Annotated in this window: 14 protein-coding genes; 7 read left to right on the forward strand and 7 right to left on the reverse strand. The window is 76.8% G+C overall.

Annotated elements, in window-relative coordinates:
• The first annotated feature begins 141 nt into the window (after positions 1-141).
• Positions 142-684, forward strand: coding sequence for a SigE family RNA polymerase sigma factor (locus ACHZ99_RS08145; RefSeq protein ID WP_420303712.1), 543 nt, complete (start codon positions 142-144; stop codon positions 682-684).
• Here ACHZ99_RS08145 and ACHZ99_RS08150 read toward each other — a convergent pair.
• Positions 651-1,250 carry a CGNR zinc finger domain-containing protein gene (locus ACHZ99_RS08150; RefSeq protein WP_420303713.1) on the reverse strand — a complete coding sequence of 200 codons (600 nt, stop codon included), beginning with the start codon at positions 1,248-1,250 and terminating at the stop codon, positions 651-653. The genes ACHZ99_RS08145 and ACHZ99_RS08150 overlap by 34 nt on opposite strands.
• 85 nt (positions 1,251-1,335) lie before the next feature.
• Here ACHZ99_RS08150 and ACHZ99_RS08155 point away from each other — a divergent pair, with 85 nt between their 5' ends.
• Entirely contained in the window at positions 1,336-2,133 is a 798-nt protein-coding gene (locus ACHZ99_RS08155) for an MBL fold metallo-hydrolase (protein ID WP_420303714.1), read from the forward strand.
• 165 nt (positions 2,134-2,298) lie between these two features.
• Complete coding sequence (locus tag ACHZ99_RS08160; RefSeq protein WP_420303715.1) at positions 2,299-3,831, forward strand: MFS transporter; 1,533 nt, start codon at positions 2,299-2,301, stop codon at positions 3,829-3,831.
• On the opposite strand, the gene ACHZ99_RS08165 is transcribed toward ACHZ99_RS08160, so the two are convergent.
• Positions 3,818-4,396, reverse strand: coding sequence for a TerD family protein (locus ACHZ99_RS08165; RefSeq protein ID WP_420303716.1), 579 nt, complete (start codon positions 4,394-4,396; stop codon positions 3,818-3,820). The two genes, ACHZ99_RS08160 and ACHZ99_RS08165, sit on opposite strands and share 14 nt — an antisense overlap.
• A gap of 118 nt (positions 4,397-4,514) precedes the next feature.
• On the reverse strand, positions 4,515-5,336 hold the full coding sequence (locus ACHZ99_RS08170) for a DMT family transporter (RefSeq protein ID WP_420304019.1): 822 nt from the start codon (positions 5,334-5,336) through the stop codon (positions 4,515-4,517).
• A 73-nt stretch (positions 5,337-5,409) separates the two neighbouring features.
• Here ACHZ99_RS08170 and ACHZ99_RS08175 point away from each other — a divergent pair, with 73 nt between their 5' ends.
• The gene (locus ACHZ99_RS08175; protein ID WP_420303717.1) at positions 5,410-6,876 is read left to right on the forward strand and encodes a PLP-dependent aminotransferase family protein; all 1,467 of its coding nucleotides are present in this window, start codon (positions 5,410-5,412) and stop codon (positions 6,874-6,876) included.
• Positions 6,877-7,020: 144 nt separating this feature from the next.
• Here the strand turns inward: ACHZ99_RS08175 and ACHZ99_RS08180 are convergent, their stop codons facing one another.
• Positions 7,021-8,373, reverse strand: coding sequence for an ABC transporter substrate-binding protein (locus tag ACHZ99_RS08180; protein ID WP_420303718.1), 1,353 nt, complete (start codon positions 8,371-8,373; stop codon positions 7,021-7,023).
• 208 nt (positions 8,374-8,581) lie between these two features.
• Here ACHZ99_RS08180 and ACHZ99_RS08185 point away from each other — a divergent pair, with 208 nt between their 5' ends.
• Complete coding sequence (locus ACHZ99_RS08185) at positions 8,582-8,905, forward strand: DUF4291 family protein (protein WP_420303719.1); 324 nt, start codon at positions 8,582-8,584, stop codon at positions 8,903-8,905.
• Positions 8,906-8,918: 13 nt separating this feature from the next.
• Here ACHZ99_RS08185 and ACHZ99_RS08190 read toward each other — a convergent pair whose 3' ends face one another.
• Entirely contained in the window at positions 8,919-9,575 is a 657-nt protein-coding gene (locus ACHZ99_RS08190; protein WP_420303720.1) for a maleylpyruvate isomerase N-terminal domain-containing protein, read from the reverse strand.
• A 118-nt stretch (positions 9,576-9,693) separates the two neighbouring features.
• On the reverse strand, positions 9,694-10,470 hold the full coding sequence (locus tag ACHZ99_RS08195) for a FadR/GntR family transcriptional regulator (RefSeq protein ID WP_420303721.1): 777 nt from the start codon (positions 10,468-10,470) through the stop codon (positions 9,694-9,696).
• A 149-nt stretch (positions 10,471-10,619) separates the two neighbouring features.
• Between ACHZ99_RS08195 and ACHZ99_RS08200 the strand changes: the two genes are divergently transcribed.
• Positions 10,620-11,507 (forward strand): carbon-nitrogen hydrolase family protein, encoded by an 888-nt coding sequence (locus tag ACHZ99_RS08200; RefSeq protein WP_420303722.1) that lies wholly within the window; start codon positions 10,620-10,622, stop codon positions 11,505-11,507.
• Complete coding sequence (locus ACHZ99_RS08205) at positions 11,501-12,937, forward strand: APC family permease (RefSeq protein ID WP_420303723.1); 1,437 nt, start codon at positions 11,501-11,503, stop codon at positions 12,935-12,937. Before ACHZ99_RS08200 ends, ACHZ99_RS08205 begins: the two co-directional genes overlap by 7 nt.
• Positions 12,938-12,987: 50 nt before the next feature.
• Here the strand turns inward: ACHZ99_RS08205 and ACHZ99_RS08210 are convergent, their stop codons facing one another.
• A complete protein-coding gene (locus tag ACHZ99_RS08210) occupies positions 12,988-14,649 on the reverse strand; it encodes a PucR family transcriptional regulator (RefSeq protein WP_420303724.1) in 1,662 nt (553 codons plus the stop codon).
• Between the last annotated feature and the right edge of the window lie 14 nt (positions 14,650-14,663).

The following is a 14,663-nucleotide window of genomic DNA, read 5'->3' on the forward strand; positions in this document are numbered from 1 at the left end:
CGCGCGCGGCTCCGGCGGCGCAAGGGGTTGCCGCCGGAGTCGCCCTGCCCTAGATTGCGTTCACCATCTTGAACGATGGCTCGCAGCGTGAACTCGATGCGAGGAAGGGGCCAGCGCACGCAAGGGCGAGGAGAGGCACCCGTGGACACCCCCAGCGCCGGCCACGACACCGCGGCGACCGCGGAGTTCCGTGAGTTCTACGAGCTCCACCACGCCGAACTCGCCCGCCTGGCGAACTCGCTGAGCGGCGAGGCGGACGGCGCCGACGACCTGGCCGCCGACGCGCTGGTCGCGCTCTGGCACCGCTGGGACCGGGTACGCGCCGCCGCGCACCCGGCCGCGTACGCCCGCGGGGTCGTCGCCAACCTCGTACGCAGCCGCATCCGCAGCGCGGTGCGCGAGCGCCGCCGCCTCGCGCTGTGCTGGACCGACGGCCACGGGCGCGTCGACGGCCCGGACGTGCCGGCGGTCGTGGACGTCCGCGCGGCGCTGCGCGGCCTGACGTTCCGCAAGCGCGCCTGCGTGGTCCTGCGGCACGCCTTCGACCTCTCCGAGCGCGACACGGCGCACACCCTCGGCATCTCGGTGGGCACCGTCAAGAGCCAGACCGCGAAGGGCGTGGCCCAGCTGGAACAGGCGCTCGGCGGCGCTCAGCCGGCGCTCGGCCGGGCGCGGCGGGCGTAGGCGCGGGCGGCCCGGGCGCGGTCGCCGCAGCGGGTGGAGCACCAGTGCCGCCGGCCGTGGCGCAGCAGGTAGCGGTTGCACGGGCTGGACCCGCACGGGGTGAGCCGCTCGGCGTCGGGGCCGGTCAGCAGGTCGGCGGCGTCGGCGGCGAGGACCGCGAGCGCGCGGTCGAGGATCTCGTTGGTGGGGCACGGCGCCGCGCGGTACGGGCCGTTCCGCTCGTCCCAGTGGAGCAGCGCGGCGGTGGGGGCGCGGCTCAGCGCGTCGTTGACGGCGGCCAGCGCCCCCGGCAGGGCGGGCAGCCCCTCGGCGCGGGCGGCGAACAGCGCCCGCAGGTGCTCGCGCAGCGACCGCAGCTGCGCCGCGCACATCTCCCGTACCCCGGCGTCGGGCGGCGCGAGCCCGTGATCGGTGAGCCATTTGTTCGCGCCGGCGGGCGTGCCGAGGAGGTCGGTGAAGTGCCCTCCGGGCAGCGCCAGGGCGCTGTTGACGAAGTCGAGCGAGACGTGGTCGGCCGCCCCGGGCGCGGGGGTGACGGCGAGGTCTCCGGTCGGGCTCTCGGACATGGGTCTCATGGTAAGGGTTGCCGCCATCCGTGAGGGAGGGCTATCGTCCCTCACGGATAAACACCTACCCATCCGTGAGGTTTCCATGTCCGGTGCCGAGACGACCGCCGCGCGGTTCCCCGTACGCGTCCTGGGCGGCCCCACCGCCCTCTTCGAGTACGGCGGGCTGCGCTTCCTGACCGACCCGACCTTCGACCAGCCCCGCGACTACACGGTGCCCGGCGGCTCGCTGACCAAGACCGCCGCGCCCGCGGCGACGCCGGCGGACCTGGGCCGTATCGACGTGGTCCTCCTCTCCCACGACGAACATCCCGACAACCTCGACGAGTCCGGGCGCGCGCTGCTCGCGGACATCCCGCTCACCCTGACCACGCCCGGCGGCGGAAAGCGGCTGGGCGCGGCGGGCACCGCGGCCCGGGGGCTGGCCGACTGGGAGACGGCCGAACTGGACCGGCCCGGCGGCGGCACGGTCACGGTCACCGGCGTGCCCGCCGTGCACGGGCCGGGCCCGCGCGCCACCGTCGAGGCGACGCTCGGCGAGGTCGTCGGGTTCGTGCTGACCGGCGCGGGGCTGCCCGTCGTCTACGTCAGCGGCGACAACGCCTCCGCGGCGGCGGTCGCGGAGGTCGCCGAGCGGTTCGGCCCGGTCGACACGGCGATCCTGTTCGCCGGCGGGCCGCGCATCCCCGTGCTCTTCGACGGCGAGCCGATCGTGCTGGACAGCGCGCAGGCGGCCGACGCCGCCCGGGTCCTCGGCGCCCGCCGGGTGGTGCCCGTCCACTACGACAGCTGGTCGCACTTCACCGAGGGCCGCGACGAGCTGGCCGCCGCCTTCGCGGCGGCCGGGGCGGCGGACCTGCTGGACTGGGGCCGGCGGGGCTGACCCGAGGCGGCCGGCGCGGAGCGGCGGGACCGCGGGAGCCGGGAGGCGGGGTGCGGGAGCGCGGGAGCCGGGGAGCCGGAGCGCGGGAGCCGGGGAGCCGGAGCGCGGGAGCCGGGGTGCGCCGGAGCGGCGGAAATCCAAAGCGGCGGAGGTCCAAAGCCGGGGGTGCCGGGCGGCGGACGGGCGCGACCGGGACCGTACGGCCGAAACCCGCGGGCGGCCGCCGCCCGGTCGCCCGGCAGCCCGGGCACCGGGTGCCGGGGGCGGGCCGCCGGAGCCCGTCACGGCCCCCTGCGCCCCGGCCTCCGCGCTTCGCCCGCCACCGGTCCGCCACCTCGGCGCCGGGCGGCCGAGGCGCCCCCCGTAGCGTCGGCGGCATCCGGCCGTACCGCGCCCCCGAACCGAAGGAAACCGCACGTGACGACGACCACGCCCGCCCCGCCGGCCGACGGCACCCGGGCCCGCGCGCAACGCCGGGCCCTGACCGTCCTGTTCGCCGCCCAGGTCCTCAGCGGCGCCGGCCTCGCGGCGGGCGTGGCCAACGGGGCCCTGCTCGCGAAGGACATGCTCGGCTCCACGAGCCTGGCCGGTCTGCTCGGCGCGCTCGCCACCGCCGGGGCCGCGCTGGCCGCCGCCGTCGTCGGCCGCGTCTCCGACGCGTACGGCCGCCGCCCCGGGCTGGCCGCCGGTTACCTGACCGGCGCCGCCGGCAGCGCCGGCGTCGTCGCCGCCGCGGTCGCCGGCAGCTCCGCACTGCTGTTCGCGGCGATGGTCGTCTACGGCGCGGGCACCGCCACGAACCTGCTGGCCCGCTACGCGGGCGCCGATCTGGCGGCGCCCGCGTACCGCGCCCGCGCCGTGTCCACCGTGCTCGTCGCCACCACCCTGGGCGGGGTGGCCGGCCCCAACCTCGCGGTGCCCGCGGGCGATCTGGGCGTGGCCCTCGGTGTCCCCCGGCTGTCCGGGCTGTTCCTCGTCTCGGCCGCCGCCTACGGCGCCGCCGCGCTGGTGCTGGCGGTGTGGCTGCGGCCCGACCCGCTGCTGCTGGCCCGCGCGCTCGAAGGCGCGGCGGAGGGGCCGAAGGACGCCGCCGGGGAGCCCGCGGCGGCCGGCGCGCCCCCGGCGGGCGGGCGCCGCGGCTCAGGCGTCCTGCCGGGGGCGCTGGTCATGGTGGTCACCCAGCTGGTCATGGTGGCGGTCATGACGATGACGCCGGTCCACATGCACGACCACGGCCACGGCACCGCCGCCTCCGGCCTGGTCATCGCCGTCCACATCGGCGCGATGTACCTGCCGGCGCCGCTGTCGGGCTGGCTCGTGGACCGCCGCGGCGCGCTCCCGGTCGCCGTCGCCGCGGGGCTGGTGATGCTGGCCGCGGGGGTGGTCGCCGCCACCACCGCCGAGTCCACCGCGGTGTTCGCGGTGGCGCTCGGGCTGCTGGGGCTGGGCTGGAGCCTGGGGCTGGTCAGCGGTACGGCGATGGTCACCCGCGCCGTACCGCCGGCCACCCGGGCCCGTACCCAGGGGCTGGTCGACGTCGCGATATCGGCCGCGGGCGCCGGGGGCGGGCTGGCCTCCGGCGCGGTGGTCGCCACCGCCGGCTACCCGCTGCTGACGGTCGGCGGCGGCGTCCTCGCGCTGGCCGTCGTGCCCGCGGCGGTCGCGGCCGGGAAGGCCGGTGCGGTCAGCCGACGTTGACGCCGTAGTCGGTGGCGATGCCGTGCAGCCCGGAGGCGTACCCCTGGCCGACCGCGCGGAACTTCCAGTCGCCCTCGCGGCGGTACAGCTCGCCGAAGACCATCGCGGTCTCGGTCGAGGCGTCCTCGGTCAGGTCGAAGCGGACCAGCTCGACGCCGTCGCTCTGGTTGACGACCCGGATGAACGCGTTGCTGACCTGGCCGAAATTCTGCCCGCGCAGGTCCGCGTCGTGGATGGAGACCGGGAAGACGATCTTCGCCACCTCCGCCGGGACCAGGCTCAGGTCCACCGTGAGGGACTCGTCGTCGCCGTCGCCCTCGCCGGTGAGGTTGTCGCCGGTGTGCTCGACCGAACCGTCCGGGCTGGTGAGGTTGTTGTAGAAGATGAAGTGCTGGTCGGACAGCACCTTCCCGGACGCGCCGCACATCAGCGCCGAGGCGTCCAGGTCGTGAGGCGCGCCTGTCGTGGTGCGCACGTCCCAGCCCAGTCCCACGGTCACGGCCGTCAGACCCGGCGCCTCCTTGCTCAGCGAGACGTTGCCGCCCTTGGCCAGGGAAACTCCCACGATCACCCCTCCACCTGTCGCGTCCTCCGCCACCCTACAGCCGGTCGGCGGAGCTCCGGGGGGCTTCTGCCGTACGCCGTACGGGACTCGCCGGCCGCACCCGGGGGCGGGGGCGGCGTCAGCTTCGGGCCCGCTGTGTGACGGCGACGCAGCCGAGGACGACCGCGGCGGTGACCGGGGCGAGCGGGCCCGGGTGTTCGCCCATGAGCAGGACCGACCAGACGAGGGTGAGCAGCGGCTGGGCGAGCTGGATCTGGCTCGCCCGCGGCACCCCGGCGGCGGCCAGTCCGCGGTACCACACGACGAACCCGCCGAACTGCGACACCACCGCGATGTACGCCATGCCCACCGCCGCCTCCGCCGTCAGCCGCACCGGCTCCCGGGGCAGCGCCAGCACGGTGACGAGGGCGGAGACCGGCAGCGCGGCGACGCAGCCCCAGGCGATGACCTGCCAGCCCGGCAGGTGGCCGGCGAGCCGGCCGCCCTGGGCGTAGCCGGCCGCGCACAGCAGCAGCGCGCCGAAGAGGTAGACGTCGCCGGTGCCCGGCAGGCCGTGGCTCCGGCTCAGCGTGAAGGCGAGCACCGCGAGGGCCCCGACGCCGGCGGCGGCCCAGAACGTACGCGACGGGCGGCGGCCGGTGAGCGCCGCCGAGCAGGCGGCGGTGGCCAGCGGGAGCACGCCGATGACGACGGCGGAGTGCGCGGTGGTGGACGTCTGCAGCGCGAGGGTGGTCAGCAGCGGGAAGCCGACGACGCAGCCGCCGGCGACGGTGAGCAGCCCGGCCCGGTCCCGCCGGGCGGGGACGGGCGCCCGGGCGGCGAGCAGGCAGCCCGCGGCAAGCAGGCCGGCCAGCAGGCCGCGGACGCCGGTCGCCGTCCACGGGCCGAAGCCGTCGAGGGCCCGGACGGTGGCCGGGAAGCTGAGGGAGAAGGACACCACGCCGAGGGCGGCCAGGAGCGTGCCGGTGCGGACCGATACCGCCGTCGGCCGAGTAGCGCTATCTTGTGCTGTCATGAATGACGGTAGCAGTGTCACGCAGCTGGTCGCTGCCCTCCGTGAGGAGCTGAGCCGCTACTCTCCAGGAGAGAAGCTGCCCGCCAGCCGGGCGCTCGTGGCGCGCCACCGGGTGAGCCCCGTGACCGTCTCCCGCGCCCTCGCCGCCCTGGCCGCGGAGGGCCTGGTGACCACCCGGCCGGGCGCCGGCGCGTTCCGTGCCCCCGCCCGCCGTCCCGCCCGCGCCCGCGGCGACGTCTCCTGGCAGGAGCTGGCGCTGACCGCGGACCCGCCCGTCGCCGCCGTCGACACCGGCCCGCGCACGGCCGACCCCGCCGGGGTGCTCGCCACGCTCGCCGCCCCGCCGCCCGAGGTCGTCGACCTGGGCGGCGGCTACCCGCACGCCACGCTCCGCCCGGAGCGCGCGCTGGCCGGGGCGCTGGCCCGGGCCGGGCGGCGGCCCGGCACCTGGTCCCGGCCGCCGGTCGCGGGGCTGGCCGAGCTGCGCGGCTGGTTCGCCCGCGACATCGGCGGGCCCGCGGGGCGGCTCGACGCCGCCGACATCCTGGTCACCGCCGGCGGGCAGAGCGGGCTGACCACCGCGCTGCGGGCGCTGGCCGCCCCCGGCTCCCCGGTGCTGGTCGAGTCCCCCACGTACCCGGGGCTGCTCGCCGTGGCCCGCGCCGCCGGGCTGCGGCCCGTGCCGGTGCCCCTCGACGCCGACGGCGTACGGACCGACCTGCTGGCCGACGCGTTCGCGGCCACCCGGGCCCGGGTGTTCGTCTGCCAGCCGCTGTTCCAGAACCCCACCGGCGCCGTGCTGGCGCCCGGGCGGCGCGCCGCGGTGCTCGACACCGCCCGCGCCGCCGGGGCGTTCGTCGTCGAGGACGACTTCGCCCGCCGCCTCGCGCACGCCGACGCCGCGCCGCCACCGCCGCCGCTGGCCGCCGACGACCCGGACGGCGTCGTGGTGCACGTCCGCTCGCTCACCAAGGCCGCCTCCCCCAGCCTGCGGGTCGGGGCGCTGTCGGCGCGCGGCCCGGCGCTGGAGCGGCTGCGCGCGGTCCAGGTCGTCGACAGCCTGTTCGTGCCCCGGCCGCTCCAGGAGACCGCGCTCGAACTGGTCGGCTCCCCCGCCTGGGCGACCCATCTGCGGGCGCTCGCCGGCGCGTTGCGCGACCGCCGCACCGCCGTGCTGGCCGCGCTGGGCGGCGAGCTGCCCCGCCTCGTACCGGACCGGCCGCCGCCCGGCGGGTACCACCTGTGGCTGCGGCTGCCCGACGGCACCGACGAGGCGGCCGTGGCGGCGGGCGCGCTGCGCCACGGCGTCGCGGTCGCCGCCGGCGCCCCGCACTTCACCGCCCAGCCGCCGGCGCCGCACCTGCGGCTCAGCTACGCCGCCGCCGGCGCCGCCCAGCTGCCCGACGGCATCCAGCGCCTCCGCCGCGCACTGGCCGCCGACCCGCCGGGGGCGGAGGGGGGTTGAGGGGTCACCCGCGGGCACCCCGCGGCCGGAGGGCCCGGCTCCGCCGGGCCGGGCCTGGCACGCCGTCCGTACGGACCGGGACCGCGCCCTGGCCGGCGGCGGGCGGGGCCGGTGTCCGGGGGCGAACCGTCGGCCGCGGTGGCGTCAGCGGTCCAGGAGTTCGTCGATTTTCTGCTGCGCGGCCTGCCACGCCTGCGCGGGCGTCAGCTCCCCCCGCTCGACCGGCAGGATGCCCTCGTCGGTGATCTGCTGCTGGATCGGCTGGTCCTTCGCACCGAGTTCGAGCGTCGGGATGCTCTTGGCCGCGATGGAGAAGATCTCGCCGGTCGGCGCGTCGTTGAAGTACGGGTGGGTGGCCTCGGCGACCTGCGGCAGGTCGTACGCCGCCCGGGAGCTGGGGAAGCTCGCCCGCTTCTCGAACAGCCGGGCCTGCTGCTCGGGCGCGGTCAGCCAGGCCGCGAGCCGGGCCGCCTCCTCCTTGTGCTCGCCGGCCTCGGGGACGGTCAGGAACGAGCCGCCCCAGTTGGCGGGCTTGGGCGCGGTGGCGATGTCCCACTTGTCCGCGGCGTCGGGGCCCGCCTTCTCCTGGATGTAACCCAGCATCCACGACGGGCAGATGACGGTGGCGAAGGCGCCCTCGGCGAAGCCCTCGTCCCACGCCGGGCTGAACTGCTCCAGCCGGGCGGTCATCTCCCCCTGCGCGGCCTGCATCGCCAGGTCCCAGGAGATCTCGACGGCCGGGCTGTCGCGGTAGATCGGCTCGCCCTCGCGGCCGAAGTAGCGGACGGGGAAGCTGCTGATCGAGCCGTTGTAGACGCCGGCGGCCGAGTCGGTGAAGGCGGTGCCGGCGGGGGCGTCGGCCATGTAGGCCGCGCCGACGTCGAGGTACTTCTCCCAGTCCGAGAACCACAGCGCCGCGACCTCTTCGCGGTCGGTCGGCAGCCCGGCCGCGCGGAACAGGTCCTTGCGGTAGCAGACGGCCATGGGGCCGATGTCGGTGCCGAGGCCGATGGTCTTGTTGTCGTCGGTCGTCGCCTGGTCCCATTTCCAGGGCAGGAACGCGCCCTCGTCGACGCCGGGCGCGGTGCCGAGGTCCATCAGCAGGTCGGCGCGGCTGCCGACGACCTCGGTGATGTTGCCGACCTCGACGGCCTGGATGTCGGCCAGGCCCTCGCCGGAGTCGAAGGCCTCGCGCAGCGCCGGGTAGTACTCCTCGTTGCTGGCGGCGGCGTTCTCCTTGATGGTGACGTCCGGGTGCAGCTTCTCGTACTCGTCGTAGAGCCCGGCCTCTTCGAAGCCGAAGACGCCGAAGACGCCGACGGTCAGCGTGACCGGCCCCCCGTCGCCGCCGTCGTCCGGGGCGGCGGCCGGCGAGCCCTCGTCGAGCAGGGCGCAGCCGGCGAGGAGGCCGGCGGCCAGCGCCGCGGCGAGGGCGCGGGAGGCGGATCGGCGGCTCGCGGGCCGCCGGGACGTACGGGTGCGGGTGCTTGTGCGCATGGGACTCCCCCGGGAACTGCCGCGCCCCCTCCCCGATGACGGGGCGCGGCCTGGGCTTGGGAGCGTAGCGTGGGAGCGCTCCCGTAACCATCCCATATGCCCATTACGGTCATCACGAGGCGATTACGCTCCGAAACCCGGGGTCGGTCCACGATCGCCCCGCAGGTGAAGTTCAGCTCCGCCGCGGTGATCGACGCGGCGCGTTCCTGTGGATGAGGTACCGCTGCGGCACTCCTGCCTGAGCCACCACGGCCACCGGATGTCCGCGACGCACGGCGACTGGCCGGCGGCGAAGGAGGCCGGCCCGGTGCGGATCCGGTGGGATCCGGAACGGGACCTGGCGCTGCGGCCGCTGGAGCGGCGGGCGATCCAGATCGGGCTCTCCGGGCCCGCGGCCGGAGGCTACGTCGACGAGTGGATCCGCGGCATCGAGGTGCGGGAGAAGCGGCGCGACGAGGCGGCGGCGCTGCTGCCGCCGGAGGAGCCCTACGCCCTGCCGGAGGACGTACGGGCCCGGATCGGCGCCGCGTAGGCGGCGTCGCCGGTCAGCCCAGGAACAGCGGGAGCTTCGCCGCCGCCGGGCCCAGCGCCGCGCGTTCCGCCGCCGTCGGCGCCCGGCGGCCCGTGCCGACGAGCAGGGCGTCCGTGTCCGTGAAGGACTCCGGGACCGCGCCGCCCGCGATCTCCGCCAGCAGCGCCCGCGACGCCGCCAGCCCCGCCGCGGGCGGGCCGGGGACGTGCGGGAGGTGCGCGGTCAGGTCGAGGTGGTGCAGGGTCCACTCCAGGACGTACGCGGCGAGGTAGTCGCCCGCGGTGAGGACCATGTCCTGCGTGGCCACCCGCCGCGCCGGGTCGGCGAGTCCGGCGGCGCGGCCGGCGGCGGAGCCGACGTCGTCCAGGTGGAACTTCAGCAGCGCCGGGTCCCCGTACGCGGCGGCCAGCCGGACGGTGAGGGCGTCGAGGGGGTCCGCGCCGGTGGGCGGCTCGTCGCTCACGTGCCAGTAGCCCGCGGCGTCGGCGGTCGGCTCGCCGTCCGCCGGGGTGACCAGGGTGATGAGCACGTCCTGCGCGTCGATCACCAGGTGGCAGACGAGGTCGCGGACGAGCCAGCCGGCGCAGCCGGAGGGCCGCGCGAAGTCCTCGTCGGCCAGGTCGGCGACGGCCGCGCGCAGCGCCGCCCAGGAGCGTACGAAGTGATCCACCCCGGCAACGTAGTCCGGTGGCGTCCGGCCGGACAACCGACTTCAGGCCGTCCGGCGCCGGTGGTGGTCCCGGGTCCTCCTCGCCGTGCCGCACACGCCCGGGCGAAGACCCTCCCGGTCAGCCCGCGTCGCCGGTGAGGCCGACGTACATGGTGCGGTGCAGGGCGGAGACGTGCTCGTGCAGCAGCCGCCCGGCCGTCGCCGCGTCGCCGGCGGCGAGGGCGTCGCGGATGCGCCGGTGCTCGCGGTTGCTCTCGCACAGGTAGCTCATCGGGTACGGCAGGAAGTACAGGTACAGCTCCCGGGTGACCCGGAGGTAGAGGTCGAGCGCCCTCGGCTGCGCGCCGGCGCGGGCGATCCCGAGGTGGAAGCGCTCGTCCGCGGCGCGGAAGTCGGCCCAGCTCTCGGCCTCGTCCATGGCGGCGACGCACTCGTCGAGCACGGCGAGCCCGGCCCGGTCGAGCCGGTCGGCGGCGAGCAGCGCGAAGCCGGTCTCCAGCACGGCGCGTTCGTCGATCAGCCGGTGCACGCGCTCGCTGTCCTGCGCGTACGCCTCGACCTGCGGCACCGTGTGGCCGCTGGGCTCCTCGGCGATGAACGTGCCGCCGCCGCGGCCGGGTCGGCGGGTGACGACGCCCTCCTGTTCCAGCGCGGTCAGCGCCCGCCGGACGGTGATCCGCGCGACGCCCATGGCGGCGGCGGTGCGCTCGACGTTCGGGAGCCGTTCACCGGGGGTGAGGAGGCCGAGGTCGACGGCGAGCGAGATGCGGGCGCGGACGGTGTCGACGGCGCTGGTGCGGCGGATGGCGGCCAGCGCGGTGCTGGCCAGGGGGTTGGACGTACGGCTGGAACCCGCCGCGGGGCGGTCGGCGCGCGTCCTGGAGTTCTCGGCCACCCGCCCAGGGTACGCACGCGGCCGGGCGCCCCGGGGGCGGTCGCGGCGCAGGTCGTCGCCGCCCAACCCCTTTACGTGCTCAAAGTGAGCATGTTTATATGGCTGAAATTGCACGCCCCGATGTCCGCCCGAGGACCCAGGACCCCCGCATGAAGATCGCTGGACTGCAGACCGCCGGTACCCCCGGCGACGTCGACGCCAACCTTCACGAGCTGGACGCCGCCGCCCGCCGCGCCCGCGGCCGGGGTGCCGAACTCCTGGTCACCCCCGAGATGTTCGTCACCGGCTACGACATCGGCCCCGCCGTGCACGACCTCGCCCGCCGCGACCTGCTCACGCCCGCCCGCGACATCGCCCGCCGGCACGGCCTCGCGCTCGTCCTCGGCGCACCCGAACGCGCCGCCGGCCCCGGCCACAACGGCACCGGACCCGACGGCGCCTGCCACAACACCGCCTTCCTCATCGGCGCCGACGGCGCGGTGCTCGCCCGCCACCGCAAGGTCCACCTCTTCGGCGGCCTGGACCGCGCCCTGTTCGCCCCCGGCGACCGGCTGACCGCCCCCGTCGCCTACCGCGGACTCCGTATCGCCCTGCTGATCTGCTACGACGTCGAGTTCCCGGAAGCCGCCCGGGCCGCCGCGCTCGCCGGCGCCGACCTGCTCGCGGTGCCGACCGCGCAGATGGAGCCGTACGCCTTCGTCGCGGAGCACGTGGTGCGCGTACGGGCCTGGGAGAACCAGGTCTACGTCGCCTACGTCAACCACGACGGCGCCGAGGGCTCGCTGCGCTACGTCGGCCGCAGCTCGATCGCCGCGCCGTCCGGCGAGGTGCTGGACTCCGTCCGGCACGGCGACCGGCTCATCTACGCGGACGTCGACCCCGCGCGGGTGCGCGCCGCCCGCGCGGCCAACCCGTATCTGACGGACCGCAGGCCCCGGCTGTACGCCGCCCGCGAAGCCGGAGCCGCGGCCCCCGCGGGTCCCGGCGCCCCGCACCTCTCCCCCGTCCCGCCCGCGTCGAAGGACCTCCCATGCTGAGGGAACCCACCGCCTCCGAAGGCCACTCCGCCGCCCCGCCGCCCGCGCCCGCGAACCTCACCGGCCGGCTCGGCACCGGCTCCATCGTCTTCATGGTCATTGCCGCCGCCGCGCCGCTGACCGTCGTCGGCGGCAACGTGCCGCTCGCCATCGCCAGCGGCCCGGGCGCCGGCGCCCCCGTCGGCTTCGCGCTCGCCTCCCTCATCCTGCTGGTCTTCGCCGTCGGCTTCGTCACGATGACGCCGCACGTGCGGCAGGCGGGCGCGTTCTACGCGTACGCCACCCGCGGCCTCGGCGACCGCGCGGGCGTCGGCACGGCGGCCGTCGCGCTCGTCGCGTACACCGCCATCCAGGCCGGCGTCTACGGCTACGCGGGCTGGGCCGTGAACAGCGTGCTCGACGACTTCGGCGGCCCCACCGGGGTGCCGTGGTGGGTCTGGTCGCTGGCGACCGTCGCCGTCGTGGCGCTCCTCGGCTACCGGCACATCGAACTCAGCTCGCGGGTGCTGGGGGTGGCGCTGGTGCTGGAGATCGCGGTGGTGGCGGTCCTGGACGCGGTGATCTTCGCCAAGGGCGGGGAGAGCGGCCTGAACGTGGAGTCGTTCACGCCCGACGCGGCCTTCTCCGGACCGCTGGGCGTGGCCGTGCTGTTCGCGCTCACCGGGTTCATCGGCTTCGAGTCGACGGCCGTGTTCCGCAACGAGGCGCGCGACCCGGACCGCACCATCCCCCGCGCCACCTACCTCGCGGTCCTCGTCATCGGCGCCTTCTACACGGTCTCCTGCTGGGCGCTGGTGCTCGGCGCCGGCACCGACCGGGTCGAGGGTGTCGCCGACGAGTCGCTGACCTCCGGCGGGAACATGCTGATGGACGCGGCCGGCGCGTACGTCGGGACGGCGCTCCGGGACGTCATGCAGGTCCTGCTGCTCACCAGCCTGTTCGCGTGCGTGCTGTCGTTCCACAACGTCATCGCCCGCTACGCCTTCACCCTCTCCCGCGAGGGCCTGGCACCCGCGCGGCTGGGCGCGGTGCACCCGCGGCACCACTCGCCGTACATCGCCTCGGCGGTGCAGACCAGCAGCGCGCTGGCGCTGGTCGCGATCTTCGCGGCGCTCGGTCTGGAGCCGCTGGTCGGCGTGTTCGGCTCGATGGCGGGGGTGTCGACGGTCGGCATGGTGCTGCTGATGCTCACCACCTCGGTCGCGGTGCTGGTCTTCTTCGCCCGCCACCGCGACCTGGCCGGCGGGCGGACGTGGCAGACGCGCGTCGCGCCGGTGCTGGCGGTGGCGGGGCTGCTGACCGGGCTGTGGCTGGTGGTCTCGAACTTCACGCTGATCACGGGCGGCGGCACGGGGGTGAGCGTGGCGCTCGGGGCGGTGCCGTTCGCGGCGTTCGCGGCGGGCTGGCTGCGCGGCCCGGCGCGGCGGTAGCGGCCGGGGCCCGGCAGGTGTACGGGCCGTCCGCGGCACGGTCGCCGTCCTCAGCGGTCGCCGCTCCCGTCCGCCGCGAGGTCGCGGACCAGCAGCGCGACGTACAGCGACGCCCGGGTCTCGGGGTCGTCGAGGCGCACGGACAGGATGCGCTCGACGGCGGCGAGGCGGGCGTAGAGCGCCGGGCGGCTGAGCCCGGCGCGCCGGGCCAGCTCGTTCTTGTTGCCGTTGACCTCCAGGTACCGGCGCAGCAGGGCGAGGTGGCCGGAGTCGTGGCGGGCCTCGTGGTCCAGCAGCCGGCGGAGTTCGGTCTCGGCGAAGGCGCGCAGGTGGCGGTTGTCGCGGAGCAGGGACAGCAGGCCGCGCAGCCGCAGGTCCTCGGCGCGGTAGTACGGGCGGACCGGGCCGTCGGCGACCGCGGCCGCGACCTCCGCGACGTGCGCGGCCTCGGCGAGCCGGCGGGCGGCGGCGGTCAGCTCCGGGCGCGCGGGGGCGACGCCGATACGGTGCCGGGGCACGGCGGGGCCCGGCAGGTGCCGCGCGAGCAGCTCCGCGAACCGCTCCAGCACCCGCCGCTCGTCGTACGGCCGCGGGCACGCCAGCAGCAGCGCCACCTCCCCGATCCGCACCGAGCTGGTCAGGGACGACAGCCCCGCCGCCGCCACCGCCCGGGCCACCGCCGCGACGAACTCCCGGTCCCGGCGCAGCTCCTCCGCCGACCCCGGCGCCGCGCCGGGGTCGTACCGCACCGCCACCGGCACGTACACCGCCGCCGGCCCCAGGCCCACCGCCCGGGCCCGGGCCAGCGCCTCCGCCTCTCCCCCCGCGCGGCCCTCGGCCAGCTCGGCGACCAGCCCGCTCTGCGCGCGCAGCGCCACGTCCGCCTGGCTCTGCTCCGTCATCAGCCGCAGCGTGAGCGCCTGCGCGGCGCGCTCCAGCACCATGCCGAGCCGCCCGTCCGCCGCCCCGTCGCCGTCGCCGTCGCCGCTGCCGCTGTCCGGGGGCGCCGCCGTCCGCTCGTCCGGCATCACCAGCCGTCCCCAGCGCTGCCCGTGCACGTCCACGGGCGTGCGGGGCCACTCCCCCGCGGCCAGCCGGGCGCGCCGCTCCCAGTCGGCGAGGAGCCCGCCGCCCCCGTCGTCGTACGGGCCGGGGGCGGAGGCGACGACGCGGTGGGCGACGTCCTCGTAGACGACGGCGGTGCCCGCCAGTTCGGCGGCGCGCGCGACGATCTCGCCGGGCGGCGCGGCCTGGAGGCTGAGGGCGGTGAAGACCTCGTGCGCGCGCTGCGCGAAGCGGACCTCGGCGTAGCTCTCGTTGACGATCCGGGCGTGCACCGCCTCCGTGACCTCCACGAAGCGGACCGGGCGGCCGAGCAGCACCACCGGGAACGCGAGCCCGGCCGCCGCCTCGCGCACCCACGCGGCGAACCCGCCGCCGGGGTCCGGGTCCGGCGTCTCGACGACGACGCCGGCGGCGCCCGCGTCCGCCAGGTGCCGCAGGTACGCCGCGGGCGGCGGCGCCGCGCGTCGCAGCGGATCCGCGGTGGTCAGCACCAGCTCGCCGCCGCGCAGCAGCCCGGTGAGGTCGGTGAGCTGGCTGACGTGCGCCCAGCGCACCGGCCGGTCGAGCAGCCCGGCGCCCGCGACCACCTCGGGGCGCCCGCGGCGCACCGGGTCGAGGCCGAGCACGTCCTGGATCGTCGGCGGCATTGACACACTGTAAA

Origin of the sequence: Streptomyces sp. MAR4 CNX-425 (genome assembly GCF_048656465.1) — a bacterium.
Classification (GTDB): Bacteria; Actinomycetota; Actinomycetes; order Streptomycetales; family Streptomycetaceae; genus Streptomyces.

What these genes read in the sequence shown, in the direction of transcription:
- ACHZ99_RS08155 (WP_420303714.1), top strand. Translation starts at nt 1,336, where the DNA reads ATGTCCGGTGCCGAGACGACCGCCGCGCGGTTCCCCGTACGCGTCCTG.
- ACHZ99_RS08205 (WP_420303723.1), top strand. Translation starts at nt 11,501, where the DNA reads ATGCTGAGGGAACCCACCGCCTCCGAAGGCCACTCCGCCGCCCCGCCG.
- ACHZ99_RS08175 (WP_420303717.1), top strand. Translation starts at nt 5,410, where the DNA reads ATGAATGACGGTAGCAGTGTCACGCAGCTGGTCGCTGCCCTCCGTGAG.
- ACHZ99_RS08200 (WP_420303722.1), top strand. Translation starts at nt 10,620, where the DNA reads ATGAAGATCGCTGGACTGCAGACCGCCGGTACCCCCGGCGACGTCGAC.
- ACHZ99_RS08210 (WP_420303724.1), bottom strand. Translation starts at nt 14,649, where the DNA reads ATGCCGCCGACGATCCAGGACGTGCTCGGCCTCGACCCGGTGCGCCGC.
- ACHZ99_RS08180 (WP_420303718.1), bottom strand. Translation starts at nt 8,373, where the DNA reads ATGCGCACAAGCACCCGCACCCGTACGTCCCGGCGGCCCGCGAGCCGC.
- ACHZ99_RS08150 (WP_420303713.1), bottom strand. Translation starts at nt 1,250, where the DNA reads ATGTCCGAGAGCCCGACCGGAGACCTCGCCGTCACCCCCGCGCCCGGG.